Here is a 22,720-nt window from a genome sequence, read left to right as displayed (position 1 = left end):
GACGTTTCACTGCCACAACTATTGTGGATCATTCGACCTATCGGTGCCGAACGGGTTGTCGATGACGTACCGCCAGCAGCCGTCCGGCCCTCGCCGTGCCACGTCGGTAGCCGTGCCCTCCAGGTGCACATGCTTCCCGTCGGGGCCCTGGCCGTCTATGGTCCAGTCGACGATCAACAGGGCGATGTCGTCGGCTACGTAAACATGCCGTGGGCGAACGTCGATTGGTAGCCCCAGGCCGAGGAATTGTTGATTGGCCGCAGCCCGGGCGGCGCCGGTGACAGGTTGGCCCGGCGCGGCGACAAAGACGCCGTCCGGTTCGTAAACCTGTTCAACAGCACCGACGTCCCCGGAGTTGAAGGCTCGAGCGAAGACCAGCGGGTGTTGGCTGGCATTGTCGGTGAGAGCGACAATGCCAGGGTGGTTGGTGGAGTCAGTTGGCATACGGTCAGTCAAACCGAGCCCGTCGCAGGTAACCAAACGGTGAGCAACGGCTGGGATCGCGACCTCGTTCTAGACACCCGAGGTGAAACAAGACATCCGGAGCCGACCTGCCCGGTGGAGGTGGCCCTCGCTGCCATCGCCGGCCGATGGACGACGCTGCTCCTACGAGAACTGATGCACGGGCCCCGTTCCTTCAGTCAGCTTCGGGTCGCACTGCCCAGGCTGAGCGCAAAGGTCTTGAGTGAGCGGCTCGCCACGCTGACGCGGGCCGACCTGGTCGAGTGCGAGCGCCAAAAGGGCTTCCCCTCTCATGTCAGCTACCAACTCACCCCAGTCGGCCGGACCCTCAAGCCACTCCTGATCGAGCTGTATCGGACTGGCGACGCGCTCCTCCGGGAGAGGGCGGCCTGGGGTGATCGGTCCGTTTCAGGGCGAGGGTGAACATTCCGGGGTCCGTCTTCGGCTAGGGCGTGACGGTTGACCATGCGTTTGAATTCGCGCGGGCCGAAAGAGCTTCAACCGGCGCAGGTAATAGATAATCTCACACGTCTGCGGACCGCCCTGTCCAGCGGCCGTCACCGTCCATGCTGCTACTCAGGAACTTCGTCGGCGGTGATGTCTGGACTGGCGTCGAGGCCGGTGGCGATCTGGGCCGGCAGCGGGTAGGCACGTTCGACCGGCAGGTGAGCTGCTGCCGCCGAGTCGTCGCCGCAGCGCAGTAGTTGCCGTATGCGTTGAACAGTCGCGGTGATGTCCGTGATGGCCACCGTCCAGTCATCGACGTACCGGTCGACAGCGTCACCGGAGAGCCCAACCTGCAGCGACCGGTACGGCAGCGCCTTCAGCTGCAGCGATCGCTCTGGATCCCACTGCACTCGTACGGGGCTGGTCTTCAGCTGCCGCGACCAGGTCGCCTTGTCGCGGTGCAGGTCTCGGTCATAGCGACTCAGGCAGGCTCGCGCCAGCGCCCACTCAAACCCCTCCCGCGTGATGTCGATGGACAGTACGTGCTCTGGCCCTGGCTTGGTGGCCCAGCGCAGTCGACCCGTGCCTGTCGATGAGCTGGACGAGCGCTTGCCTCCCCGTTCGGAGGGGAATTGGTTGATCGGGGCAGCGCCACACCTCCCCGATGGACGCTGTGGAGTTGACCCCGACGCAGCGTCATGGTTTGCGATGGTCGTATGAGCAAGGTGTCGTGGGCCTATTTGGCCTCCTACGTTCTATCCATGCTGGGTAACTCCATTGCCGGGGTGGTCCTGCCGTTGCTGGTCCTGCAGACCACCGGCAGTGTGCTCGCCACCGGTGCGGTCGCCGTTGCCTCGGCGCTGCCCGCAGCCGTCGCGGGGCTGGTCATGGGCGTGGTGATCGACCGGATCAACCGGCGTACGGCCGCCGTGCTCACCGATGTGATCTCCGCGCTCTCGATTGCCGCGCTGCCCTTGGTCGACGCCGCCGTCGGGCTCGCGCTCGGCTGGTTCGTGCTGTTCGCGGTGCTTGGCTCGTTCGGCGACGTGCCGGGACTGACCGCCCGGGAAGCGATGATCCCGGGCATCATCCGGACCGGGCGGACGAGCGCCGAGCGGTTGCTGGGACTACGCGAGGCGCTCGGCGCAATGGTCATGCTGATCGGGCCGGCGGTCGGGGCGGTGCTGATCGCGGCGTTCGACGGGGTCGCCGTGCTGTGGGTGACCGCGGCGACCTCGGCCTCGGCCGCGGCGGTCACGATGCTCATCCCGCGCGGGGCCGGCGTGGTCCCGGCTGCGGTGATCCCGGCAGACGGGGCCGCGCCGCAGCGGGTGGTGCTGCGCGACGGCTGGCATACCCTGCGCCGTTCGCCGTTCCTGCTGGCCACCACCCTGATCAGTGTCGGTGTGGTGGTGGTTCTGGCCGGCTTCCAGGCGTTGGTCCTGCCGGTCTACTTCACTCTGCAGCAACGGCCTGAGCTGCTCGGACTGGTGCTCAGCTCGCTCGCTGTCGGACTGCTGATCGGCGGCGGGACGTACGCCACGGCGGGCAGCCGGGGCCGGCGGCGTACCTGGTTCCGGACCGGATTGCTGATCATGATTGCCGGCTTCAGCGCTATGGCGACGCTGGCGAGCCCGTGGATCGTGCTCGGCGCTGCGGCCCTGGTCGGGCTCGGCAACGGGCTGTTCGGCAGCCTGATCGGCGTGCTCATGGTCGAGCGAATTCCGGACGCGATGCGGGGTCGGGTGATGAGCCTCCAGAACTCGCTGCTCACCCTTGCCCCGGCACTCGGCATGGGCGGTGCCGCACTGCTGGTCGCGGAGTTCAGCGCTCGCACCGGCGCGATTGTCCTCGCCCTCATCTGGCTCATCACCGGCGTCGCCGCGATCGGCGCACGGGCACTGCGCGACCTGGAACCAAGGCCGGCACCCGAGGCCGAACTAGTATGTTGACCTGGAGGAACGATGAATAGCGGCGAGATCGCCCGGCTGGCCGGAGTCAGCGTCCGCACCCTGCGGCACTATCACCAGGTTGGGGTCCTTCCCGAGCCGGCACGGCGGGCGAACGGCTATCGCGAGTACACGGTGCGCGACCTGGTGCTGCTGCTGCGCATCCGGCGGCTGGCCGAGGTCGGCATCCCCCTCGACGAAATTCCGCCGATACTGGAGGCCAGCGGCCGGTCCCACGCTGTCCTCGACGAGCTCGACTGCGCACTGGCCGACCAGATCGATCGGCTCACCGCCCGCCGCGAGGTGATCGCCCAGCTTCGCGCCGCCGGAGCCGCCGCGGACACGCCGTCGGAACTGGCCGGCCTGCTCGCGAGCATCGGCAGCAGCAGCGGTCCGGACCTGCCGCCAGAGCTACTCAAACACGACCGCGAAGTGATCTTGTTGCTGCACCACCTCCTGGACAACAAGGGCCGGGCCGAGTTGATCGGGCTCCTCCGTCAGGCCACGGCTCCGGACGTGCTGGCGGCCACCACCGCGCTGGCCGCCCGGTTCGCCGCGCTCGGGCCGGACACCAGCGATGAGGAGATCGACCGGCTGGTCGTCGACTACCACCTCGCCTTGGGCCAGCTGAGCGTCGACGGGTGGACGGAGTTGGATCCGCGGACCCGTGCGTTGCTCATGTCGTACCAGGAAATGGCTTTCAACGACGCCCAGCGTGAGCTTCTCGCCCGGCTGGCCAATGTCGATCACCCATGAACGACTGCGCGACATGCCCGCCCCAGCATGCGACGTCGGGCCACCCTTTCGGATGGCCCGACGTCGTACTGCTGTTGCTCAGGCCGAGCAACTGGTGGTGGAGGTGGTGCTGCTGCAGGTCGAGGTGGTGGCCGACGAGGAGCAGGAGGCGAGGATCGCCTCGGACGCGTCGGCGTAGTCGGAGATAGCGAAGGTCTCCGACTCCAGCTCCATGATCTCCTCGGCGAGGGCGTTGAGGTCGGTGTCGTGCTCCATGGTGACTCCTCCCGGTCGGTGGGCCGGCCGGCTTGTCCGGTCGGCCCACCGCAAGCACACCCCAGGGCGCTTACTGATCGCGTGGTGCCGCTGTCACACATCTCTGTCATTCGATGTCAGTGGAATGACAGCGGCGTCGGCTTGGCTGACCCCATGGCGTTCCTAGCAGCCGATGCCGCCGATCTGGCCGGCCCGCCGGTCGGTCGGGAGATCGTTGCCGCCGCAGCCCGGCTCTACCGCGACCTGCACGCGAATCCGGAGCTCTCCGGGGCGGAGGAGCGCACCGCGGCCCGCTTCGCGGCTGCGCTACGCGGGGTGGGATACCAGGTCACGACCGGAGTCGGTGGGCACGGCGTGGTCGGCGTCCTGCGCAACGGGGCCGGCCCGACCGTCCTGATCCGGGCAGAGCTCGACGCGCTTCCGGTCGCCGAGGAAACCGGCCTGCCGTACGCCAGCACCGCTACCGGCGTAGCCGCCGACGGCCGGACCGTACCGGTCATGCACGCCTGCGGACACGACCTGCACCTGGCCGCGGCGGCCGGCGCCGCCGCCCACCTGGCCCAGGGCCGGGACGGCTGGCGGGGGACGCTGCTGATCCTGGGGCAGCCGGCCGAGGAGACCCTGCACGGGGCGGCTGCCCTGATCGCCGACGGCCTCTACGAGCGGTTCGGCCGCCCCGACCTGCTCCTGGCCCAGCATGCCGCACCGCTACCGGCGGGCATGGTCGCCCACGGCGCCGGTGCGATGACAGCGGGCTGTGCCACTGTGGACGTCACCGTACCCGGACAGGGCGGGCACGCTGCGACCCCGCATCTTTGCGTGGACCCGGTGGTGCTCGCCGCGAACATCGTCGTGCAGTTGCAGGCGCTGGTGGCCCGCCAGGTCAACCCGGCTGATCAGGTGGCGCTCACCGTCGGAACGCTGCGCGCCGGGCACCATGCGGGAGTCATCGCCGATGAGGCCGCCCTCGGGCTGACGATTCGGGCATTGCGTGCGCAGACCCTGGACCGGGTGCTGGACAGCGTGACCCGAATCGTGCGGGCCGCCTGTGTGGCCGCCGGCAGCCCGCGCGAGCCGACGGTACAGGTCGTCTCGCGCACCCCCGCCTATGTGGGGGATCCGGCGGTGACCGCCCGGGTGCGGGACGCTCACGTGGGCGTGTTCGGGTCGGAGCGGGTGGGTTGGTGGCCACCGTCCCTGGCGGCGGAGGATTTTCCGCTGCTGGCCGCCGGGGGGATACGGAGTAGCTACTGGATGCTCGGCACGGTGGGGCCACGACAGTGGCGGAGGGCGCCCGGGGCCAACGCGGCCGAGAAGCTGGGCAACCTGCCGACGAATCACAGCCCGGCCTTCGCTCCCAGCCTCGAGCTGGCGCTGCCGACCGGTGTGACGGCCCTGGTGGCTGCGGCCCGACCGCTGCTCGCCACCGGCTGACCAGCAACCCACGTCAGCGTGGGTGGGGTGCGGATCGGCGTCGGTGGGTTAGCTGGATGAGGACGGCGCCGGTGACGATGAGCAGGCCGGCGGCGCCGATGGTGGTGGGTAGGTCGGGGCCGGTGATGGGGAGGTCGGGATCGTCGGGTGGTGGGTGGATGGTGATGCTGGTGGAGCTGGACTCGCTGTCGGGGCAGGTGCTGGTGCTGGTGTAGCCGGCGGTGAGGGTGTGGGTGCCGGCGGGCAGAGCGGTGGTGTGGGTGGCGGTGGCCCCGGTGGTCAGTGGCTCGGTGGCGAGGGCGGTGGTGCCGGTGCGGAAGGTGACGGTGCCGGTGGGGGGCTCGCCGGTGCAGGTGACGGTGGCGGTGAGGGTGACCTCCTGACCCGCCGTCGGGCTCGGTGGCGTCACCTGCAGCGCGGTGGTGGACGTCGGTGGCGCGGCCAGGGCCAGGCTGTGGCCGAAACCGCCGACGACGGTGGTGCTCACCGGCAGGTCAACCGCCTGGGGAGTGTTGCGGTTGGTGGTGCTCCCGTCGCCCAGCTGGCGATCGTCATTGATGCCCCACGCAAGGGCGGCGCCGGTGGCGGTGACCCCCAGACTGTGTGAGCGGCCAACGGCGATGGCGGTGATCGTGGTGCCGGGGGGAAGGTTGACGGTCACGAATGTGTTGCTGCTGGTGTTGGTGCCGTCGCCGAGCTGACCGTAGAGGTTGTCACCGGCGGCGAGGGCGGTGCCGGCGGAGGTGACTGCCAGGCTGTGGAAGCGGCCGGCGGCGACGGCGGTGAACGCCGCGCCCGTGGGCGGACTTACGGTCACGGGTGTGTTGCTGCTGGTGTTGGTGCCGTCGCCGAGCTGACCGTGGACGTTGTCGCCCCAGCCGAGAGCGGTGCCGGCGGAGGTGACTGCCAGGCTGTGGAAGCGGCCGGCGGCGAGGTCGGTAACTGTCGTGCCCGGGGAGAGGCTCACGGCCACGGGTGTGGTGCTGTCGTTGGTGGTGCCGTCGCCCAGCTGACCGACGCTGTTGCTGCCCCAGCTGAGGGCGGTGCCGGCGGAGGTGATCGCCAAGCTGTGGTCCTCGCCGGCGGCGATGGCGGTGACGGTGGTTCCCGGGGGCAGCTTCACCGCCACCGGCTTGGTGCTGTCGTCGGTGGTGCCGTCGCCGAGCTGACCACGGAAGTTGTCGCCCCAGGCGAGGACGGTGCCGGCGGAGGTGATCGCCAGGCTGTGGGAGCGGCCGGCGGCGATGGCGGTAACCGTGGTGCTCGGGGGGAGGTTCACCGCCACGGGTGCGGTGCGGCTGGTTTTGGTCTCGTCGCCCAGCTGGCCGAAGCGGTTTCTGCCCCAGCCGAGGACGGTGCCGGTGGACGTCAACGCCAGGCTGTGATTGTCGCCAGTGGCGATGCCGGTGACGGTGGTGCCGGGGGGAAGACTCACGGGCATGGGTGTGCCATGGTCGGCGCGAGTCCCGTCCCCCAGCTGACCGTACAGATTGTCACCCCAGGCGAGGATGGTGTCCGACGCGGCGGGGGACGGTGACAGCGTGTTCTGGGCGATCGTGGGCGACACGGCGATCGCCTGCGTCACTGCTACCGCCGCCGTGAGCAGACACCACCCGGCGCTGGCCCATCGCGTCCACCGCGCGCCGGCGTCCTGGACTGACCGCTGGCCGAGCTTCCGCATCGCTCCCACCTTCAAATGGACAAGAGTCGCTAACAGGACAGGCGCTATTGTCGACCAGAGATCCATCCTGTTCGTGGAGAAATGCCGCAGTCACCGTGACCAAGACCGATGGCTGCGGTCAGGGCCGGGCGCCGGAGTCGCGGGTGATCACGCTGAACTGGCCGTCCGACTCCATTCGCATCTTTCGTACGTCAGCCCGGCTGTCGATGCCCTGCTCGTGCGGGTCCCCGACGACGGCTGCATCACGCCGGTGAGCTCATCGCACTGCTCCGCCACACCGTTCCCAGGCCTGCCGCCACTGCCGTTCATCCGGTTCGCCAGCGGCGGCCACCAGCGCCTCCAGCACGCCGATCAGCCCGACGTCGGGCGCGGTGCCGGTCACCGCGACCAGCCGCCGGATCTCGGCGCTACGGCGTCGAACGACCTCGCCGACCAGGTCTCGACCGGCGACGGTCAGGCTGAGCCAGGACACCCGGCGGTCGCTCTCGCCGGTCCGTCGGGCCACCAGCCCTCGTCTGACCAGACGATCACAGGCGCGGGTGACGGTGGAGGGATGGACGTGCAGGCTCGTGGCGAGGTCAACGACCCGGACCGGCCCCTGGGAGACGAGGAGGACCAGGATTCGGTACTGCGACATCGTGAGGTCGACATCGAGGGCGTCGAGGGTGCGGACGGTGACGCCGACCAGCGAGCGGCACAGCGCTGCCAGCGCGTCTACCAGGGGTTCGTCTACCTGAGGCTCGTCCACTACCGTCGACGACCCCGTTGGCTCCACGTAGAGTCGCATCGGCCCATAGTTGCACGGCACTCGTACCACAGTCGGGGGGTGATCATGGAAAACACCGGCTCCATCAGCCGGCGGGAGCAGCGTGCCGCGAGCTGGGAGCGCCTGACTGAGCTGCCGCTGACCGTTTTCTCCCTGGTGTTCCTGGCCGCATACGCTGCGCCGATCCTGGATCCGCAGCTCAGCTCGACATGGACCACGGTCTGTCAGGTGACCACGTTCACCACGTGGCTGGTGTTCTGGCTCGACATGGCTGTCCGATTCATCCTGCATACGCAGCGGCGACGCTTCCTCCGGGAGCACCTGTTCGACCTCGTCGTTCTGCTCCTGCCGATGCTCCGTCCGCTGCGGTCGCTGCGGCTGGTGACGGTGGTGCTCTCGCTCAGCCGGCGGACCGAGGCCTGGGTTCGCGGCCGGCTCGGCATCTATGTGGCCGCGACGACCGTGTTACTGGTGGGGGTGGCCTCCCTGGCGGTCCTGGACGCCGAGCGGGCAGCGCCCGACCCGTCCATCACCAACTACGGCGATGCCCTCTGGTGGGCGGCCGTGACCATCACGACTGTCGGCTACGGCGACTTCTATCCGGTCACCCCGGAGGGGCGGCTGGTGGCGGTCGGCCTGATGATCGGCGGCATCGGGCTGATCGGTTTCGTGACCGGCTCGCTCGCCACTTGGATCGTTGACCGGGTGGCCGGTCGGGACCGGCACCCGGCAGCGACCGCCGAGGACGTCGCGGCGCTGCGCCAGGAGATCGCGGCGTTGCGCCAGCAGCTCGACCCGTCGGCCGGCGCCGGATCCGCCGACCCGCTGGCCCCGCCGGTGCAGCCGGCTCGCACGACCCACCCCTGACGGGGGGACCAGCGGCGGATGCCACCGCCGCGCGGGGCGGGACCGGCCGACGGCGACGCGATCGGGTGTTGTCCCGGCGTGCCGGCGCTCGCGGCGGCGTGGAGCCGCTGGTATGGATGGCATGGCCGACCAGCATTGGTTCTTGGAAGCGGTGGACCTCCTGGTGCGAGTGGTAGAGGCCGCCGGCATCCTCATCATCTTCGTCGGGGCGATGATGGCGTTCGTCCGGTTCCTGCTCGCGGGGTTGTGGCACCGGCGGAGCCGGGCGTTCGTACCGATCCGGCTGACTCTCGGCCGGTTCCTGACCCTCGGGCTGGAGTTTCAACTCGCCTCGGACATCATGCGCACCTCGGTCGCCCCCACCCTGCTGGACATCTCCGAGCTGGCCGCCGTGGCGGCGATCCGAACCGCCCTGAACTTCTTCCTCGCCCGTGAGCTCAAGCAGGAGCGCCGCGAGATCGCCGAGTTCGGCTCGCCCCGGTCCACCGACCCGAAGCGGGCGGGTAAGGAGCACACCCCGTGAACACCCTGGTCGAGTACGCCACCCTGGCCTGCATCGCCGCGGGCATCGGCTCGGCCGCGGTGGTCCTACTGGTGTCCCGGGATGGGCGCCTGGCCCTGCACGTCGGCCTTGACCTGTGGTTGGCCGCCAGTCTGCTGCGGCTCGCCCCGGCGCCGGTGGGGGAGAACCTGCTCTACGTAGTGGCGATCATGGTGATCCGCCAGGTGGTCCGAGTGGGTTTGACCACCGGCGGGGGCCAGCCAGGGCCAGCGGAGCGTGGGTTGTCGCGGCGCCCTCCGGTCCGCTAGCCGCACCGTCGTCAGTCGTCCTGCCGCCAACTGCCCGGCGTACGCGACGGGTCATGCCCCAGCCCGTAGGCGGCGTGGATCTCGACCGCTGTCGTACCACGTCGGCGCGGCACCCGGGCCGGTTTGCCGGTAGTTCCGCCGCCGGTGCCGCCGCCGGTCGCACGATGGGTGGTACGAGCGCCGGCACGCCAGGTGCCGGTGGTGAGGCTACCGGGGGTAGCAAGGTGCAGGAGGTCGTGGCCTCGCCGGTGGAGGAGATCGGCGGGGTGCTGCCGGGGCTGGCCGAGCAGGTGTGGACCAACGCCCGGGAGGAACCGGAGGCGGTGCAGTTCGTCCGGCCCGCACCGGTGTCCCGCGCCTGGTTCGCGCGGCGCTCGGTGCGCGGTGGGGATGTGCCGGTGACGTGCGCCCAGTTCCGGGACGACGTACTCAGCCTCGCCCGCGGCTTCGTCGCGGCCGGGGTGGGGCACGGTGACCGGGTCGGGCTGGTCAGCCGCACCCGGTACGAGTGGACCCTGGTCGACTACGCCCTCTGGGCGATCGGGGCGGTGTCGGTGCCGGTCTTCGAGACGGCCAGCGCGGACCAGCTCGGGTGGGTCCTGTCAGACGCGGGCGTGGTGGGCTGCGTGGTGGAGACCGCCGGTCAGGCCGAGTTGGTCGCCAGCCAACGTTCAGACCTGCCGGCGCTGCGCGACGTGTGGCAGATCGACGCCGGCGATCTGATCGATCTGGCTGGCCAGGGCCGTGCGGTTGAGGACGCGGTGGTGGACGGCCGGCGTCGTCGGGTGACCGGCGGTGACATGGCCACGATCGTCTACACCAGCGGAACGACCGGCCGGCCAAAGGGCTGTGTGCTGACCCACCGTTCCATTCACTGCGATGTGAGCGCCGCGGTCTCGGTGCTGCCGCAGCTGCTCCACGCCGGGGCGACCACGGTGTTGTTCCTGCCGCTGGCCCACGCGTTCGCCCGGATGATCCAGGTCGGGGTGGTGCAGACCCGCAGCACGATGGTGCACAGCGCCGACATCGCGGGTGTGCTGGAGCAGCTGCGCCGGCACCGGCCGACGTTCGTCCTGGCGGTGCCCCGGGTCTTCGAGAAGCTGCACAGTCGGGCCCGGCAGAAGGCCGAGGAGAGCCAGCGGGGCTGGTTGTTCCGGCTCGCCGAGCGGGTGGCGGTGCGGTACAGCCACGGCCTCGATCGCTCCTGGGGCCCGAACCCCCTGCTCCGGCTCGCCAGAGGCGGGTTCGACCTGCTGGTGTACCGGAAGCTGCGGGCCGCCCTGGGCGGTCGGTGCTCCGCGGCGATTGTCGGCGGGGCGCCGCTCGGCGAATGGCTGGGACATTTCTTCCGGGGCGCGGGCCTGCTGGTGTTGGAGGGGTACGGACTCACCGAGGCGTCCCCGGCGTTGACGGTGAACACGCCGACCACACAGCGGGTCGGCACGGTCGGTCGACCTTTGCCGGGGGTGCGGATCCAGATCGCCGACGATGGTGAGATCCTCGCCCGCGGCGACCCGGTCTTCCCGGGGTACTGGAACAACGCGGAAGCAACCCGGGCGGTGTTCACCCAGGACGGGTGGATGCGGACCGGTGACCTGGGAGAGCTTGACTCGGACGGCTTTCTGCGGATCACCGGGCGGCAGAAGGAGATCATCGTTACCGCCTCGGGGCAGAATCTCGCGCCCGCGCCGATCGAGGAGGCGATCCGCGCGCACCCGTTGGTCAGCCAGTGCATGCTGATCGGCGACGGTCGCCCCTACGTCGTAGCGCTGATCACCATCGATCAGTCGGCCTGGGATCGGTGGCGTTCCGAGCATGGCCGTTCGGACGACGCGACCGTGGCCGAGCTGCGGGACGACCCGGAGCTGTGTGGCGAGATCCAGGCGGCCGTTGACCGGGCGAACGCGACCGTCTCCCGGGCCGAGCAGGTCAAGACCTTCCGCATCCTGCCCCGGGATCTCACCGAGGCCGATGGCGAACTCACCCCCATTCTCAAGATCAAAAAAAGTGTGGTCGAGGAACACTTCAGCGACGACGTCAACGCCCTGTACCAGGGCCATTGAGCTGGGCGGGCGTACCGGAAGGGGTGCCATGGCAGCCGGCTTCATCGGCGTGGTGATCGTGCTGGTCGTTCTGGCGCTGCTCGGCGCCCTGAGCCTGCGGATCGTGCAGCAGTACGAACGCGGGGTGGTCTTCCGCTTCGGGCGGGTGGTGCTGCCCGTCCGGGAACCCGGCCTGCGGCTGATCATTCCGATCGTGGACCGCATGGTCCGGGTGAGCATGCAGACCACGGTGATCGACGTGCCGGCACAGGGGGCGATCACGCGGGACAACGTGACCCTCAAGGTCGATGCGGTGGTCTACTTCCGGGTCGTGGACCCGGTGAAGGCCCTGGTGAACGTGGAGAAGTATCCGGCAGCGGTGCTCCAGATCTCGCAGACCGCGCTGCGCTCGGTGATCGGCAAGGTGGACCTGGACACCCTCCTCGCCGACCGGGACAAGGTCAACGCCGACCTCAAGTCGGTGATCGACGACCCGACCGAGGGGCCGTGGGGGCTGAACATCGAGCGGGTCGAGGTCAAGGATGTCTCGCTGCCGGAGGGGATGAAGCGGTCGATGTCCCGGCAGGCCGAGGCCGAGCGGGACCGGCGGGCCCGGGTCATCGCCGCCGACGGTGAGTACCAGGCGTCCCGGCGGCTCGCCGACGCCTCCCAGACCATGGCCAACACCCCGGGGGCCTACCAACTGCGGCTGCTCCAGACCGTGTCGGATGTGGCGGCGGAGAAGAACAGCACCCTGGTGATGCCGTTCCCGGTGGAGCTGCTGCGCTTCTTCGACAAGTACGCGCGCGGCGCCCCGACCGACCAGGACGAGACGGTGGCGGAGCAGGCAGCGGCGGTGGCCGGTGACGGGCACCGCCGCGACGACGGGCTGCGCCCGGCCCGGTGAACGGCTACCATCGGCCGCATGACCTGGCGACATTGATCCACCGCTGAGTGCCCTTCCCGTGGGCCACCGCGGTCGCCGTACCTCCGGCGTCCGCACCCAACCCACGGGAAGAAACGATGATCTCCGACCCGACCGCACCGAGAGGTGGCCCGCGCCCGGGCCCGATCGCCGCGCCCGACCGGCAGGTCCGGTCACTCGCGGCAACCCTCTACGGGTACGCGTTCCTGCGCGACCTCGTCCTGCTGTACCCCGTCTACCCGCTGCTGTTCACCGACACCGGTCTGACGGTGTGGCAGATCTCGACCCTGTTCGTCATCTGGTCGGCCAGTTCGATCGTGCTGGAGGTCCCCTCCGGGGCGTTGGCCGACGCCGTCTCCCGGCGGCTGCTGCTCTGCCTCGCGCCGCTGGTGACCGCCGCCGGCTTCGCGCTCTGGACACTCGTGCCCTCGTACCCGGCCTTCGCGGTGGGTTTCCTGCTCTGGGGCGTCGGCGGCGCGCTCGCCTCCGGTGCGTTGGAGGCCCTGGTCTACACCGGCCTGGACGGGCTCGGCGCGGCCAGCCGGTACGCCCGTGTCATCGGCCGGGCCCGCACCGCGGAAACCCTCGGCGTGTTGGCCTCCCTCGTGTTGGCGGCGCCGGTACTCGCCCTCGGCGGCTACCCCGCTCTCGGCGTAACGAGCGTCCTGGCCTGCCTGGGGGCTGCCGCCGTCGCCACCCGCCTACCGGAGCACCGCGAGCCGGCCCCCGGACCGGACGCCGACCCCGACGACGGTGAACCCGGCTGGTGGGCCTCCCTGCGGGGCGGGCTGGCCGAGGCGCACGCCGACCGGGCGGTGCGCGCGGCGGTGCTGCTGGTCGCCGCCGTCGCGGCCGGATGGGGGGCGCTCGACGAGTACCTTCCGCTGTTGGCCCGAGACGTCGGGGCGAGCGGGCCGGCCGTGCCGTTGCTGCTCGTACTCACCTGGGTCGGTGTCGCCGTCGGCGGCCTGCTCGCCCCGGCGGGGGAGCGGCTGGGCCGCCGCGGGTACGCCGGCCTGATCGGTGGGGCCGCCGGGGCGCTCGCCGTGGGCGCGCTGATCGGTCACCCGGTCGGGTTCCTGCTGGTGGGCGTCGCCTTCTGCGGTTTCCAACTGGCCACTGTGCTCGCCGACGTCCGGCTCCAGGCGCGGATCGTCGGTCCGGCCCGCGCCACCGTCACCTCGCTCGCCGGGATGGCGACCGACACGACGATCATCGCGTGCTACGTCGGGTACGGCCTGCTCGCCACCGTCGCCGGCAACCGGGTCGCGTTCGCGGTGGCGGTGGCGCCCTACCTCGTCGTGGCGCTGCTGGTGGCCGCCGTACGACCGGTCCGCCGATGATCCAGGCCGTGGATGTGACAGCGTACGCGCGCGGGCGCCCCGCTCCGACCAGGACGAGGTCCGGGCGGAGCGGGGCGCCACGTACGCGTCAGACGGCCGATGCCGTACGCAGCGGTCGCCAGGCGATGACAGCGATGAGCGCCAACACGACGGCGGCGGCCCAGAACGGTGTGGTGAGTCCCCACGCCCCGGCGAGCAGGCCGCCGAGGAGCGAACCGAGGGCCGCTCCACCGAGATCGAGTAGTGAGTAGACGCTGCCGACCCGGCCGAGCAGGTGCGCGGGCACGACGCGTTGGCGCAGCGTTACCACGATGACGCCCCACACCATGGTGTGGATCCCGAAGACGATCAGAATGGCGGCGGCGACGAGTGGGGTTGTGGTGATCGCCAGGGCGACGTGGGTGACGAACTCGACGACGAGGCCCGCGCGGAGCAGGGTGCCGGCCCCGACGATCCGTTGTAGCCGTGGCGCGAGGACGGTACCGACCAACCCGCCGACGGCGAAGGTGGTCAGGAGGAAGCCGAAGCCGAGGTCGGACAGGCCCAGTCGCTGCCGGGCGTAGAGGATCAGGGTGGCGAAGGCGGCGCAGAACGCGAGGTTCGCCAGCCCCATACTGACCGCGAGCGTACGCAGCAGTCGATGTCCGAACAGCCAGCGGACCCCGTCGGTGATCTCCTCCCGCAGGCTCCGGCGCGGTGCCACCGGCGGAAGGGCGGGGATCGGCCGGATCGTCGCCACCAGCGCCGCGGCCACGGCGAAGGTCAGGGCGTTGACGCCGAACGGCGCGGCGGCGGCGATGACGAACAGCCACGCCCCCAGGGGCTTGGCGACGAACTGGTTGGCGATGGTGAAGGTCGCCATCAGCCGGGCGTTGGCGCTGGCCAGCTGGTCCGGTGCCACGATGGCGGGCAGGAACGCGCCAGCGGCGGTGTCGGCCAGGGTCTCCCCGGTGCCGAGGAGGAAGAACACCGCGTAGACCAGCGCGACCGTGGCGGTGTCGGTGGCGACGGCGAGGGTCAGCGCGGTGAGTGCCGCGGCGCGCAGCGCGTTGACGGCCACCACCAGCTTGCGGCGGTCCAGCCGGTCCACGTAGGCGCCGCTGATCAGGGCGAACAGCAGCCAGGGCAGTTGTTGGACGAAGACGGCGCCACCGATGAGCGCCGGATTGGTGGTGATGGCGGCGACCAGCAGTGGACCGGCCGCCATGGTGACTCCGTCACCGATGTTGGACACGGCCGAGGCGGTCCACAGCTTGGTGAAGTCCGCGCCGAGACGCGCGGATACAAGGGCACGCAAAACAGCTCCTCGAGCAAGGGAAACGGTCGTCTTTGGGAGCGACCGCTTCGCGGCGAGGAGCGCTACACCGTCGGGTCCGAGCCCGACGGTGGAACCGGCTAGCGCGCGGTGTGCTCTCGCGGCGAAGCGGTGACCGTGACCTTGCCCTGGCGCATGCCAACTCCTAACTGTCGATCACGGCCAGGATAGCCGCGATCGGGTGGATGCGAGAACCGCTCGGCTGACCCGGTGACGCCGGTGAATGCGGGGCGGCCGGTCCGGCCGGTGGCCCCGACCGTGAGTGTGGCAGCGTGTGAGGGTGCCCACCGTCGACGTTGACCTCGCCCTGGTCGGAGGGGGCGGCGCGGGATCTCTCGTGCTCGCCGCCCTAGACCGGCGGGACGTGCGTGGCCTACGGGTGGCGGTGATCGATCCGGTGCACCGTCGCGGGGCGGACCGGACCTGGGCCTTCTGGGGCCGACCCGACGACGGGCTCGACCCGCTGCTGACGGCGAGCTGGTCCCGGGTGGAGGTGACGACCCCCGAGCGGCACCGCGTGCTCGACCTCGCCCCGCTGCGGTACGCGATGCTGCGCTCGGCCCCCGTCTACGAGCGGGCCGCCCGCGCCGAGCGGCGGCTCGGCGCGGTCCGCGTCGGCGCCCGGGCCGAGGCGGTCGAGGACGACGGCGACCGGGTCACCGTCCACGCCGGCGGATCGACGCTACGGGCATCCTGGGTCCTCGACTCCCGGCCGCGCCCACCCCGGCGAGCCGGGCGTACCAACTGGTTGCAGCACTTCCGTGGTTGGTGGCTCGAGGCCGACCGGCCGCTCTTCGACCCGGGTCGGGCGGTGTTGATGGACTTCCGCACCCCGCAGCCGATCCGGGGGGTCTCGTTCGGGTACGTGCTGCCGGTCAACGACCGGTACGCGTTGGTCGAGTACACCGAGTTCACCCCCGGCCTACTCACCGACGCCGGCTACGACGCGGCGCTGGCCGGGTACCGGGACCGGCTCGGGCTGGACCCGGCCCGGCTGCGAGTGCGGGAGGTGGAGAACGGGGTTATCCCGATGACCGACGGTCCGTTCGACCCGCGGCCCTCGCCCCGGGTGGTCCGCCTCGGCACCGGCGGTGGCGCCACCCGACCCTCCACCGGCTTCACGTTCGCCGCCATGCACCGGCAGGCGGGGCAGATCGCCGCGGCCCTCGCCGACGGGCGGGCGCCGGTGCCGGCACCCGCGTACCCCCGCCGGCACCGGTGGCTGGACGCGGTCGCGCTGCGGGCATTGGACCGCGGTGGGGTGGGCGGTCCCGCCTTCTTCGACCGGCTCTTCGACCGCAACCCGGCCGAGCGGGTGCTGCGCTTCCTGGACGGGACCACCAGCCCGGCCGAGGAGGTCGCGCTGATGGGCACTACCCCGGTGGCACCGATGCTCACCGCCACCGCCGGTGACGCCGCCGCCCGGCTGCGGGACCGGCTCCTGCCGTGGCGGCGTCCCGTCGCCGGGCAGGTCCCGCCGCCGGTCACCGGTGCGAGGCGACGCCCCCAGCCGGACGAGTGACCTACCCTGCTGTACGAGTGCCGCCGTGCCGGGCTCACTCCCGGTTCGGGTCGACGGCCCCGGACACGTCCGCCACGTCGTAACCGGCCCGACTGATCTCCCGCGCCGATCGCCGGTCTTCGGCGGGTAGGTCGGCGAAGTCGTCACCGACGTCCTCGGTCTGCGGCAGCGACTCGCCCGGCGGCCGAAGCGACGCCTCCATCGCCGTGACGCCGTCCGGTTCGTCCGTATCGGCCAGGTCGAAGCGGTGTTGCTCGGTCATGGCGCACTCCCGCCCGTCGGCTCCCGGTGACCGCCCGGCCCCCGCACCTGCCGCGGCGACCGAAGTCGGCTTACCCGGCTTCACCTACCCGGACGCCGCCCGGAGAAACGCGGGGAGCCGCCCCGAGCGCGCGGCGGGGCTGCCCAGTGCGCGGGTCGGCTGCGCTGCGGCGGAAGACCGGTGGCCCGGTCGCCGCGGGCCGCATCCAGCTGAGACTGGTGCACGAAGAGAGCGCCCGACAGATCCGCGCCACGCAGGTCGGCCCCGCGTAGGTCCGCACCGGTGAGGTCCGCGCCGGTCAGGTCGGCCCCGCGCAGGTCGGCACCGACCAGCTGGGCGCCGCGCAGACTCGCCCGACGCAGGTCGACTCGGCGCAGGTCGGCACCGAGCAGGGCGGCACCGCGTCGGTCGACGCCAGGCCGGCCACCCCGGGCCCGGACATGGTCAGCGGCCTGGGCCAGCAGCGGAACGACTCCGCTCCGATGCGTGTCAACGGCCAGCGACCGCAGCGACTCCGGGTCGCCGCCGGCCAGCCGGTCGGTGGTGGCCAGCGCCTCGGCCAGCGCGGCCCGCAGTGGTGCGGGCAGCTCCATCGTCAGTGCCTCGGTCAGATGCCAGAGCAGTTCGTGGAGCGGCCGTACCACGGTGAAGGTGTCGAACATCGCCCGGGCGGTGGGCTGGTCGTCCCGCCAGTCCCGCCCCCCGAAGGTCACCTGGGTCACCCGCTGGCCGGCGCCGAAGCAGTCGAAGACGGTGCAGCCGGGGAAGCCGCGGCTGCGCAGCTCGGAGTGGATCCCGCAGCGGAGGTCCGGGCGCAGGTTCGGGCAGGGTCGTCCGGCCGGCTTGTCGATCGCGAAGTCGGCCGAGGCGGCGAAGGCGGGCGCCACGCAGCAGATCCCTACGCATCGGGAGCAGTCGGCGCGCAGCTCCTCCGGGCCGACCGCTGTCATGCTGACCGACTCTCCTGCGCGGGGCGCTCGATGCGAACCCTCCGACTTTGCCCCGGCGTCGGAGGTGTGGCCCGATGTGCGGCGGCTGCGATGTTGACCTCGCCCGTAATTATGGACTGGGTTGAGGCAAGGGTCGGGAAGGGGGTTGTCATGGCACGGAACCATGTGCGACTCGGCGGGTTCTTAGCAGTAACCACGAGAGGCTGACTCGGAAATGCGCGAACTGGACGTCGACGCCACCGCACCCGGTCCCGAGGCCGACTCACCACGGGAGGCGGCGATCCGGCTCACCGCCGTCACCAAGCGTTACCCCGGCCCCCACGGCACTACGAAGACCGCGACGGACGGGGTCGATTTGACGGTCCACCACGGCGAGATCTTTGGCCTCCTCGGCCCGAACGGAGCCGGGAAGACCACCACGATCGAGCTGCTGGCCGGCCTGCGCCGCCCCACCTCCGGGACCGTGCGCATTCTGGGACTTGACCCCACGACCGAACGCGACGAGGTGCGCCGCCAGGTCGCCATCCAGCCCCAGCAGGCAGCGCTCTTCCCGCAGCAGACTGTCGCCGAACTCCTGCGGGTCTGGGCCTCCTTTTACCCGGCGCCCGAAGCCCCCGAGGCCATCATCGAGCGCATCGGCCTCACCGAATCCCGGGATGTCCGGGTGGCCAAGCTCTCGGCCGGACAACGCCAACGCCTGCTCGTCGGCACCGCCCTCATCTCCCGCCCCCGGGTCCTGATTCTCGACGAGCCTTCCACCGGCCTCGATCCCAACGCCCGCCAGGAACTCTGGTCCGCGATCCGTGGCCACCGCGTCGGCGGCGGCACGGTTCTGCTCTCGACCCACTCCATGGCGGAGGCCGAGACGCTCTGCGACCGGGTGGCCATCCTCCACCAGGGCAAGGTCACCGTCGCCGGAGCGCCCCAGGAGCTCATCGCCCACCACGCACCGGAACGCGAGGTCCGCTTCACCGTCGCCGCCGGCACCGACCTCACCGGCCTGCGCGCCGCCGACGGCGTTACCCACGTGGAATCCCACGACACCGCTGACGGCACCCGCGTCACCGTTCGCACCCGCGACTCCGACCTCGTACTCAGCCAGCTCACCGGCCCCCTCGCGGCCACCCGGATCCAGCTCAGGGAAGCAGGCCTGGAGGCGGTCTTCCGCCACCTCACGGGCGTGCCGTTCCAGCACGCCGCCGAAGGCGCACCTGCGGACAGCCACCCGGAAGGGGCCACGGCGTGATCACCACTGCCACCCGCGAACTGGCCATGCTCCACGCCCGCGAACTCCTCCGCGAGCCCCGGTACTTCTACTTCGCGCTCTTCTTCCCCTTCGGAATGCTGGCCATCTTTCTCGGCATCGGCGCGGTCGTCCCACCGGAGAGCGGCGCCCCGGACTTCATCCAGCTGGTCATCCCGATGGCCATCTTCCTGGCCGTCACCAGCTCCGCGCTCACCGTCACGGCTGGCCCGCTGGCCACCCTGCGGACCAACGGGACCCTGCGCCTCCTAGGCACCACCCCCGTGGGTCGAGCCCGTCTCATCCGCACCCACATGTTCCCGCGGGTCCTCATGGTGACCGCCCAGACGGTCGCCCTGCTCGCGGTGGCCGGCGGCTTGGGCAAAGTGGAACCAGCCCGGCTGCCCGCGCTGTTCGGCATCGCCCTCCTGGGCCTGGCCATGTTCGGCGGCGTCGGCTACCTCATCGGCGGCCGCCTGGCCTCGCCGGACGCCGCCACCAACGTGGGCACGCTGGTCCAGCTCTCCGCCCTCTTCCTCAGCGGCCTCGCCTTCCCCATGGAGCTTTTGCCGGACGCCGTCCGTACCACCCTGGGTCTGCTCCCGAGTACCTTCTTCGCGGACCTCATGCTCACCCAGATGCCGGACGGCTCACCCCAGCACCCGGTGTGGCTCTCGATCCTGGTGGTGCTCGCCACCACGGCCGTGGTGGTGTGGCTGGCGGTCCGCACCTTCCGCTGGGACCAGGGTTCACCCAGATTCGTCGACTGAGTTGCGGCAGGGGATTGTGCCTGCCGCGTCTCCTCTGACATCCTCCTGGATGGACGCTGCCAGTGACGGTTGCCAATCCCGGAGGCCGCGCTGCGGCGACGCCTTCTTCGGGAGGAACCTTGTGAAGCGCAGACGTCGCCAGCTACTCGCCGGACTAGCGATCGTTGCCCTCGCCGCGACGACGGGTGTTGCCGGAATCCACCTTGCCGGCACCGAAGTGCCGGCCGCCGCCGCGGCGACCGGGGACGGCGAGTTACCGAACGCCCTCGGGGCCCACCTGGAGCAGATGCGCCGGTCAATACCGGGCAACGACGGCATGTCGCTGGACGGCCCGGGCGGCGCCGCGCAGCAGGAGTTCCTCAAGCGGGCCTACCCGGCCAACGAGGTGAGCCTCGCCGAGGTCGACCGCGCGAAGGCGGACTTCGCAGCGGCGGAGCGCCGGTTCCGGGGCGGCCAACGGTGGACCAACGTCGGGCCGAGCGAGGCGGTTTACCCGTTCACCGAGTACCGCAACGCCTTCAACTACGTTCCCAACGAGTACGTCGCCGGTGGCCGGGTGACCTCCCTCGACATCAGCCCCGACTGCAACCGGTGGCTCTGCCGGGCGTACGCCACGCCCGCCGGTGGTGGCGTCTGGGGCACGCTCAACATCCTCGCCGCCGAGCCGAAGTGGTTCTACCTGGGTGGGCCGCTCGGCATCAACGCGGCCGGCTCGGTCAAGATCGACCGCAACGACCGGCACGGGCTCACCATCTACGTCGGTACCGGTGAGGCCAACATCTGCGGCTCCGGATGTGTCGCCGGCGTCGGTCTCTACCGGTCCACCAACGGCGGACTGACCTGGCAGGGCCCGCTCGGTAAGGAGGTACTCGCCGGCAAGGGCATCGCCGAGATCACCATCGAGCCGGACGACCCCAAGACCATCTACGTCGCCACCACCACCGCGCTGCGCGGCATGTCCAGCGCCTGCTGCACGGGCGTGACCCGACCGGTGCCCGACGCCGAGAAGTGGGGCCTCTACAAGACCACCGACGGTGGCGAGAACTGGAACTTCATCCACAACGGTTCGGCCGCCGCCACCGACTGCACCGGCGACGCCGAGGAGTTCGACAACAACGCGATCTGCTCGCCGCGTGGCGTCCGCTACGTCAAGCTCGACCCGGAGAACTCCGACATCGTGTACGCGTCGTCGTACGCCCGCGGTGTCTGGCGCTCCCCGGACGCCGGAGCCAGCTGGACGCAGATCAAGCCGTCGCTCAACCCGGACCTGTTCCAGACCCGGGCCGCCATCGACGTCACCGCCCTGCCCAACGGCAAGACCCGGATGTACGTCTACGAGGGCAACTTCGGTAACCCGTACTCGCGGTTGCTGCGCAGCGACGACGTGGCCGGCGGAACCCCCACGTTCACCGACCTGAGTAGCTCGAACCCGGCAGACCCGGGGTACGCCACCTACAACCAGTGCACCGGCCAGTGCTGGTACGACATGTTCGTGCACACCCCGCCGGGGCATCCGGACATCGTCTACACCGGTGGCTCCTACGTCTACGGTGAGACGGTCGCGCACAAGCGGGCCGTCGTCCTCTCCACCGACGCCGGGGTCAGCGGCACCGACATGACCTTCGACGGCACCGACGAGCTGCACCCGAACGGTCTGCACCCGGACCAGCACGCGATCGTGACCCACCCGCGGGACCCGTATCAGTTCTTCGAGGCCAACGACGGCGGGATCATGCGCTCCAGCGGGGAATTCGTCGATCGATCCTCCTGGTGTGACAACCCGGACCGGAACCTGACCACGGCGGCCCAGCAGGATCGCTGCAAGCAGATGCTCTCCCGGATTCCGAGCAAGCTGGAGAGCGTCAACAAGGGCATGAACACGCTGCAGTTCATCAGCCTGTCGGTCAGCCCGCACGACGTGAACCTGCTGCAGGGCGGCACCCAGGACAACGGGACCTGGGAGAACAACGGCGAGCGGCGGCGCTGGTCGAACACGATGATCGGTGACGGCGGCGCCTCCGGCTTCGACGTCGGCAAGCCCGAGTTCCGCTTCCACACCTTCTTCGACGCGTCACCGGAGGTGAACTTCGCCGGCGGCGACATCGCCGAGTGGATCTGGACCGCGGATCCGATCTACGGCCAGCCCGGCACCCTCTTCTACGCGCCGGTGATCAGCGACCCGGTGGTCAGCGGCACGATGTTCGCCGGCACCGGTCGCTCGGTGTACCGGACGAAGACCTTCGGTCTGGGCGACCGCAGCATCGAGGAGGCCAACCGGATCTGCAACACCTGGACCGGCACCTTCGAGGAGCAGTGCGGGGACTGGGAGGAGCTGGGTTCCACGCCGCTCACCGACGGGGCGTGGGGGGACCGGGCCGGCGGCGCGGTCTCGGTGGTTCAGCGGGTCGACACCGACTCCGCCACCGCCTACGCGGCCACCAGCACCGGTCGGGTCTTCGTCAGCCACAACGTTGACGCCGAGTCGGCCGCCGAGGTGACCTGGACCCGGATCGACAACTCGGAGACTCCGAACCGCTTCGTCACCAGTGTCCACATCGACCCGGCTGACCCGAACCGGGCATGGGTCTCCTACAGCGGCTTCAACTCGAACACGCCGGAGACGCTCGGGCACGCCTTCGAGGTGACGACCGCCGGCACGACGGCGACCTGGACCGACCGCTCGTACGACTTCGGTGATCAGCCGATCACCGACCTGGTTCGGGACGACGTCACCGGTGACCTGTACGCCTCGACCGACTTCGGCGTGTTGCGGCTGGCCGACGGGCGGACCAGCTGGACCAAGGCCGGCGGTGGCATGCCGAATGTGGAGGTCGCCGGGCTCACCATCGTGCCGGGCGAGCGGGTCCTCTACGCGGCCTCGCACGGCCTCGGCGCCTGGCAGCTCAACCTGAAGTAGGTCG

Annotated in this window: 21 protein-coding genes and 2 pseudogenes; 14 read left to right on the top strand and 9 right to left on the bottom strand. The window is 70.6% G+C overall.

All coding sequences use genetic code 11. The annotated features are described in order from the left end of the window. Positions 1–18 precede the first annotated feature (18 nt). Positions 19–444 carry a YybH family protein gene (locus SALPAC2_RS0105325; protein ID WP_018215608.1) on the bottom strand — a complete coding sequence of 142 codons (426 nt, stop codon included), beginning with the start codon at positions 442–444 and terminating at the stop codon, positions 19–21. A gap of 114 nt (positions 445–558) precedes the next feature. Between SALPAC2_RS0105325 and SALPAC2_RS0105320 the strand changes: the two genes are divergently transcribed. Next, positions 559–885, top strand: a complete 327-nt coding sequence (locus tag SALPAC2_RS0105320) for a winged helix-turn-helix transcriptional regulator (protein ID WP_018215607.1) — start codon at positions 559–561, stop codon at positions 883–885. A gap of 149 nt (positions 886–1,034) precedes the next feature. Here SALPAC2_RS0105320 and SALPAC2_RS24425 read toward each other — a convergent pair. Then, positions 1,035–1,487 (bottom strand): annotated as a pseudogene (locus tag SALPAC2_RS24425) (DUF4291 family protein); the annotation flags it as partial. Positions 1,488–1,607: 120 nt separating this feature from the next. Here SALPAC2_RS24425 and SALPAC2_RS0105310 point away from each other — a divergent pair. Together SALPAC2_RS0105310 and SALPAC2_RS0105305 are read left to right on the top strand one after the other, a co-directional pair. Continuing rightward, positions 1,608–2,861 carry an MFS transporter gene (locus tag SALPAC2_RS0105310; RefSeq protein ID WP_223874888.1) on the top strand — a complete coding sequence of 418 codons (1,254 nt, stop codon included), beginning with the start codon at positions 1,608–1,610 and terminating at the stop codon, positions 2,859–2,861. Between the two features lie 12 nt (positions 2,862–2,873). After that, positions 2,874–3,614, top strand: coding sequence for a MerR family transcriptional regulator (locus SALPAC2_RS0105305; RefSeq protein WP_018215604.1), 741 nt, complete (start codon positions 2,874–2,876; stop codon positions 3,612–3,614). A 78-nt stretch (positions 3,615–3,692) separates the two neighbouring features. Here SALPAC2_RS0105305 and SALPAC2_RS0105300 read toward each other — a convergent pair whose 3' ends face one another. After that, the gene (locus SALPAC2_RS0105300) at positions 3,693–3,869 is read right to left on the bottom strand and encodes a thiazolylpeptide-type bacteriocin (RefSeq protein WP_018215603.1); all 177 of its coding nucleotides are present in this window, start codon (positions 3,867–3,869) and stop codon (positions 3,693–3,695) included. 153 nt (positions 3,870–4,022) lie between these two features. On the opposite strand from SALPAC2_RS0105300, the gene SALPAC2_RS0105295 reads away from it, so the two are divergent. Further along, positions 4,023–5,303, top strand: a complete 1,281-nt coding sequence (locus tag SALPAC2_RS0105295) for an amidohydrolase (RefSeq protein ID WP_018215602.1) — start codon at positions 4,023–4,025, stop codon at positions 5,301–5,303. Between the two features lie 13 nt (positions 5,304–5,316). On the opposite strand, the gene SALPAC2_RS0105290 is transcribed toward SALPAC2_RS0105295, so the two are convergent. The 3 genes and pseudogenes from SALPAC2_RS0105290 to SALPAC2_RS0105285 form a co-directional block, all read right to left on the bottom strand. Then, positions 5,317–6,984 carry an RCC1 domain-containing protein gene (locus SALPAC2_RS0105290; protein WP_018215601.1) on the bottom strand — a complete coding sequence of 556 codons (1,668 nt, stop codon included), beginning with the start codon at positions 6,982–6,984 and terminating at the stop codon, positions 5,317–5,319. Between the two features lie 118 nt (positions 6,985–7,102). Next, positions 7,103–7,213: pseudogene (locus SALPAC2_RS26820) on the bottom strand (DUF421 domain-containing protein); the annotation flags it as partial. A 27-nt stretch (positions 7,214–7,240) separates the two neighbouring features. Beyond that, the gene (locus tag SALPAC2_RS0105285) at positions 7,241–7,771 is read right to left on the bottom strand and encodes a MarR family winged helix-turn-helix transcriptional regulator (protein ID WP_026184451.1); all 531 of its coding nucleotides are present in this window, start codon (positions 7,769–7,771) and stop codon (positions 7,241–7,243) included. A 39-nt stretch (positions 7,772–7,810) separates the two neighbouring features. Here SALPAC2_RS0105285 and SALPAC2_RS0105280 point away from each other — a divergent pair, with 39 nt between their 5' ends. From SALPAC2_RS0105280 to SALPAC2_RS0105255, 6 genes are all read left to right on the top strand, one after another. Continuing rightward, the gene (locus tag SALPAC2_RS0105280; protein ID WP_026184450.1) at positions 7,811–8,617 is read left to right on the top strand and encodes a potassium channel family protein; all 807 of its coding nucleotides are present in this window, start codon (positions 7,811–7,813) and stop codon (positions 8,615–8,617) included. 112 nt (positions 8,618–8,729) lie between these two features. Next, positions 8,730–9,140, top strand: a complete 411-nt coding sequence (locus tag SALPAC2_RS0105275) for a DUF1622 domain-containing protein (RefSeq protein WP_018215598.1) — start codon at positions 8,730–8,732, stop codon at positions 9,138–9,140. Next, positions 9,137–9,427, top strand: coding sequence for a hypothetical protein (locus tag SALPAC2_RS0105270; RefSeq protein ID WP_018215597.1), 291 nt, complete (start codon positions 9,137–9,139; stop codon positions 9,425–9,427). The genes SALPAC2_RS0105275 and SALPAC2_RS0105270 overlap by 4 nt, the downstream gene beginning before the upstream one ends. 164 nt (positions 9,428–9,591) lie before the next feature. After that, positions 9,592–11,490 (top strand): AMP-dependent synthetase/ligase, encoded by a 1,899-nt coding sequence (locus tag SALPAC2_RS0105265; RefSeq protein WP_050563165.1) that lies wholly within the window; start codon positions 9,592–9,594, stop codon positions 11,488–11,490. Between the two features lie 28 nt (positions 11,491–11,518). Then, a complete protein-coding gene (locus SALPAC2_RS0105260) occupies positions 11,519–12,376 on the top strand; it encodes a slipin family protein (protein WP_018215595.1) in 858 nt (285 codons plus the stop codon). Positions 12,377–12,492: 116 nt separating this feature from the next. Beyond that, positions 12,493–13,737 carry an MFS transporter gene (locus SALPAC2_RS0105255; RefSeq protein ID WP_018215594.1) on the top strand — a complete coding sequence of 415 codons (1,245 nt, stop codon included), beginning with the start codon at positions 12,493–12,495 and terminating at the stop codon, positions 13,735–13,737. An 88-nt stretch (positions 13,738–13,825) separates the two neighbouring features. Here SALPAC2_RS0105255 and SALPAC2_RS0105250 read toward each other — a convergent pair whose 3' ends face one another. Further along, positions 13,826–15,034, bottom strand: a complete 1,209-nt coding sequence (locus SALPAC2_RS0105250) for an MFS transporter (RefSeq protein WP_018215593.1) — start codon at positions 15,032–15,034, stop codon at positions 13,826–13,828. A gap of 280 nt (positions 15,035–15,314) precedes the next feature. Between SALPAC2_RS0105250 and SALPAC2_RS0105245 the strand changes: the two genes are divergently transcribed. After that, the gene (locus tag SALPAC2_RS0105245; protein ID WP_026184448.1) at positions 15,315–16,574 is read left to right on the top strand and encodes a lycopene cyclase family protein; all 1,260 of its coding nucleotides are present in this window, start codon (positions 15,315–15,317) and stop codon (positions 16,572–16,574) included. Between the two features lie 34 nt (positions 16,575–16,608). Here the strand turns inward: SALPAC2_RS0105245 and SALPAC2_RS0105240 are convergent, their stop codons facing one another. Both SALPAC2_RS0105240 and SALPAC2_RS0105235 read right to left on the bottom strand, forming a co-directional pair. Next, positions 16,609–16,836, bottom strand: coding sequence for a hypothetical protein (locus SALPAC2_RS0105240; protein ID WP_018215591.1), 228 nt, complete (start codon positions 16,834–16,836; stop codon positions 16,609–16,611). Positions 16,837–16,916: 80 nt separating this feature from the next. Continuing rightward, a complete protein-coding gene (locus SALPAC2_RS0105235; RefSeq protein ID WP_018215590.1) occupies positions 16,917–17,786 on the bottom strand; it encodes a pentapeptide repeat-containing protein in 870 nt (289 codons plus the stop codon). A gap of 214 nt (positions 17,787–18,000) precedes the next feature. Here SALPAC2_RS0105235 and SALPAC2_RS0105230 point away from each other — a divergent pair, with 214 nt between their 5' ends. From SALPAC2_RS0105230 to SALPAC2_RS0105220, 3 genes are all read left to right on the top strand, one after another. Continuing rightward, positions 18,001–19,032, top strand: coding sequence for an ABC transporter ATP-binding protein (locus tag SALPAC2_RS0105230; protein WP_018215589.1), 1,032 nt, complete (start codon positions 18,001–18,003; stop codon positions 19,030–19,032). Beyond that, complete coding sequence (locus SALPAC2_RS0105225; protein WP_018215588.1) at positions 19,029–19,799, top strand: ABC transporter permease; 771 nt, start codon at positions 19,029–19,031, stop codon at positions 19,797–19,799. The genes SALPAC2_RS0105230 and SALPAC2_RS0105225 overlap by 4 nt, the downstream gene beginning before the upstream one ends. A 121-nt stretch (positions 19,800–19,920) precedes the next feature. Continuing rightward, the gene (locus SALPAC2_RS0105220; protein ID WP_018215587.1) at positions 19,921–22,716 is read left to right on the top strand and encodes a beta propeller repeat protein; all 2,796 of its coding nucleotides are present in this window, start codon (positions 19,921–19,923) and stop codon (positions 22,714–22,716) included. Positions 22,717–22,720: the final 4 nt, after the last annotated feature.

It is taken from the genome of Salinispora vitiensis (genome assembly GCF_000378825.1).
In the GTDB taxonomy this organism is placed as follows: Bacteria; Actinomycetota; Actinomycetes; order Mycobacteriales; family Micromonosporaceae; genus Micromonospora; species Micromonospora vitiensis.
This window is presented reverse-complemented; position numbering and strand designations above follow the sequence as displayed.

What these genes read in the sequence shown, in the direction of transcription:
- SALPAC2_RS0105300 (WP_018215603.1), bottom strand. Translation starts at nt 3,869, where the DNA reads ATGGAGCACGACACCGACCTCAACGCCCTCGCCGAGGAGATCATGGAG.
- SALPAC2_RS0105265 (WP_050563165.1), top strand. Translation starts at nt 9,592, where the DNA reads ATGGGTGGTACGAGCGCCGGCACGCCAGGTGCCGGTGGTGAGGCTACC.
- SALPAC2_RS0105255 (WP_018215594.1), top strand. Translation starts at nt 12,493, where the DNA reads ATGATCTCCGACCCGACCGCACCGAGAGGTGGCCCGCGCCCGGGCCCG.
- SALPAC2_RS0105230 (WP_018215589.1), top strand. Translation starts at nt 18,001, where the DNA reads ATGCGCGAACTGGACGTCGACGCCACCGCACCCGGTCCCGAGGCCGAC.
- SALPAC2_RS0105275 (WP_018215598.1), top strand. Translation starts at nt 8,730, where the DNA reads ATGGATGGCATGGCCGACCAGCATTGGTTCTTGGAAGCGGTGGACCTC.
- SALPAC2_RS0105310 (WP_223874888.1), top strand. Translation starts at nt 1,608, where the DNA reads ATGGTTTGCGATGGTCGTATGAGCAAGGTGTCGTGGGCCTATTTGGCC.
- SALPAC2_RS0105305 (WP_018215604.1), top strand. Translation starts at nt 2,874, where the DNA reads ATGAATAGCGGCGAGATCGCCCGGCTGGCCGGAGTCAGCGTCCGCACC.
- SALPAC2_RS0105290 (WP_018215601.1), bottom strand. Translation starts at nt 6,984, where the DNA reads ATGCGGAAGCTCGGCCAGCGGTCAGTCCAGGACGCCGGCGCGCGGTGG.
- SALPAC2_RS0105260 (WP_018215595.1), top strand. Translation starts at nt 11,519, where the DNA reads ATGGCAGCCGGCTTCATCGGCGTGGTGATCGTGCTGGTCGTTCTGGCG.
- SALPAC2_RS0105285 (WP_026184451.1), bottom strand. Translation starts at nt 7,771, where the DNA reads ATGCGACTCTACGTGGAGCCAACGGGGTCGTCGACGGTAGTGGACGAG.
- SALPAC2_RS0105325 (WP_018215608.1), bottom strand. Translation starts at nt 444, where the DNA reads ATGCCAACTGACTCCACCAACCACCCTGGCATTGTCGCTCTCACCGAC.
- SALPAC2_RS0105235 (WP_018215590.1), bottom strand. Translation starts at nt 17,786, where the DNA reads ATGACAGCGGTCGGCCCGGAGGAGCTGCGCGCCGACTGCTCCCGATGC.
- SALPAC2_RS0105240 (WP_018215591.1), bottom strand. Translation starts at nt 16,836, where the DNA reads ATGACCGAGCAACACCGCTTCGACCTGGCCGATACGGACGAACCGGAC.
- SALPAC2_RS0105295 (WP_018215602.1), top strand. Translation starts at nt 4,023, where the DNA reads ATGGCGTTCCTAGCAGCCGATGCCGCCGATCTGGCCGGCCCGCCGGTC.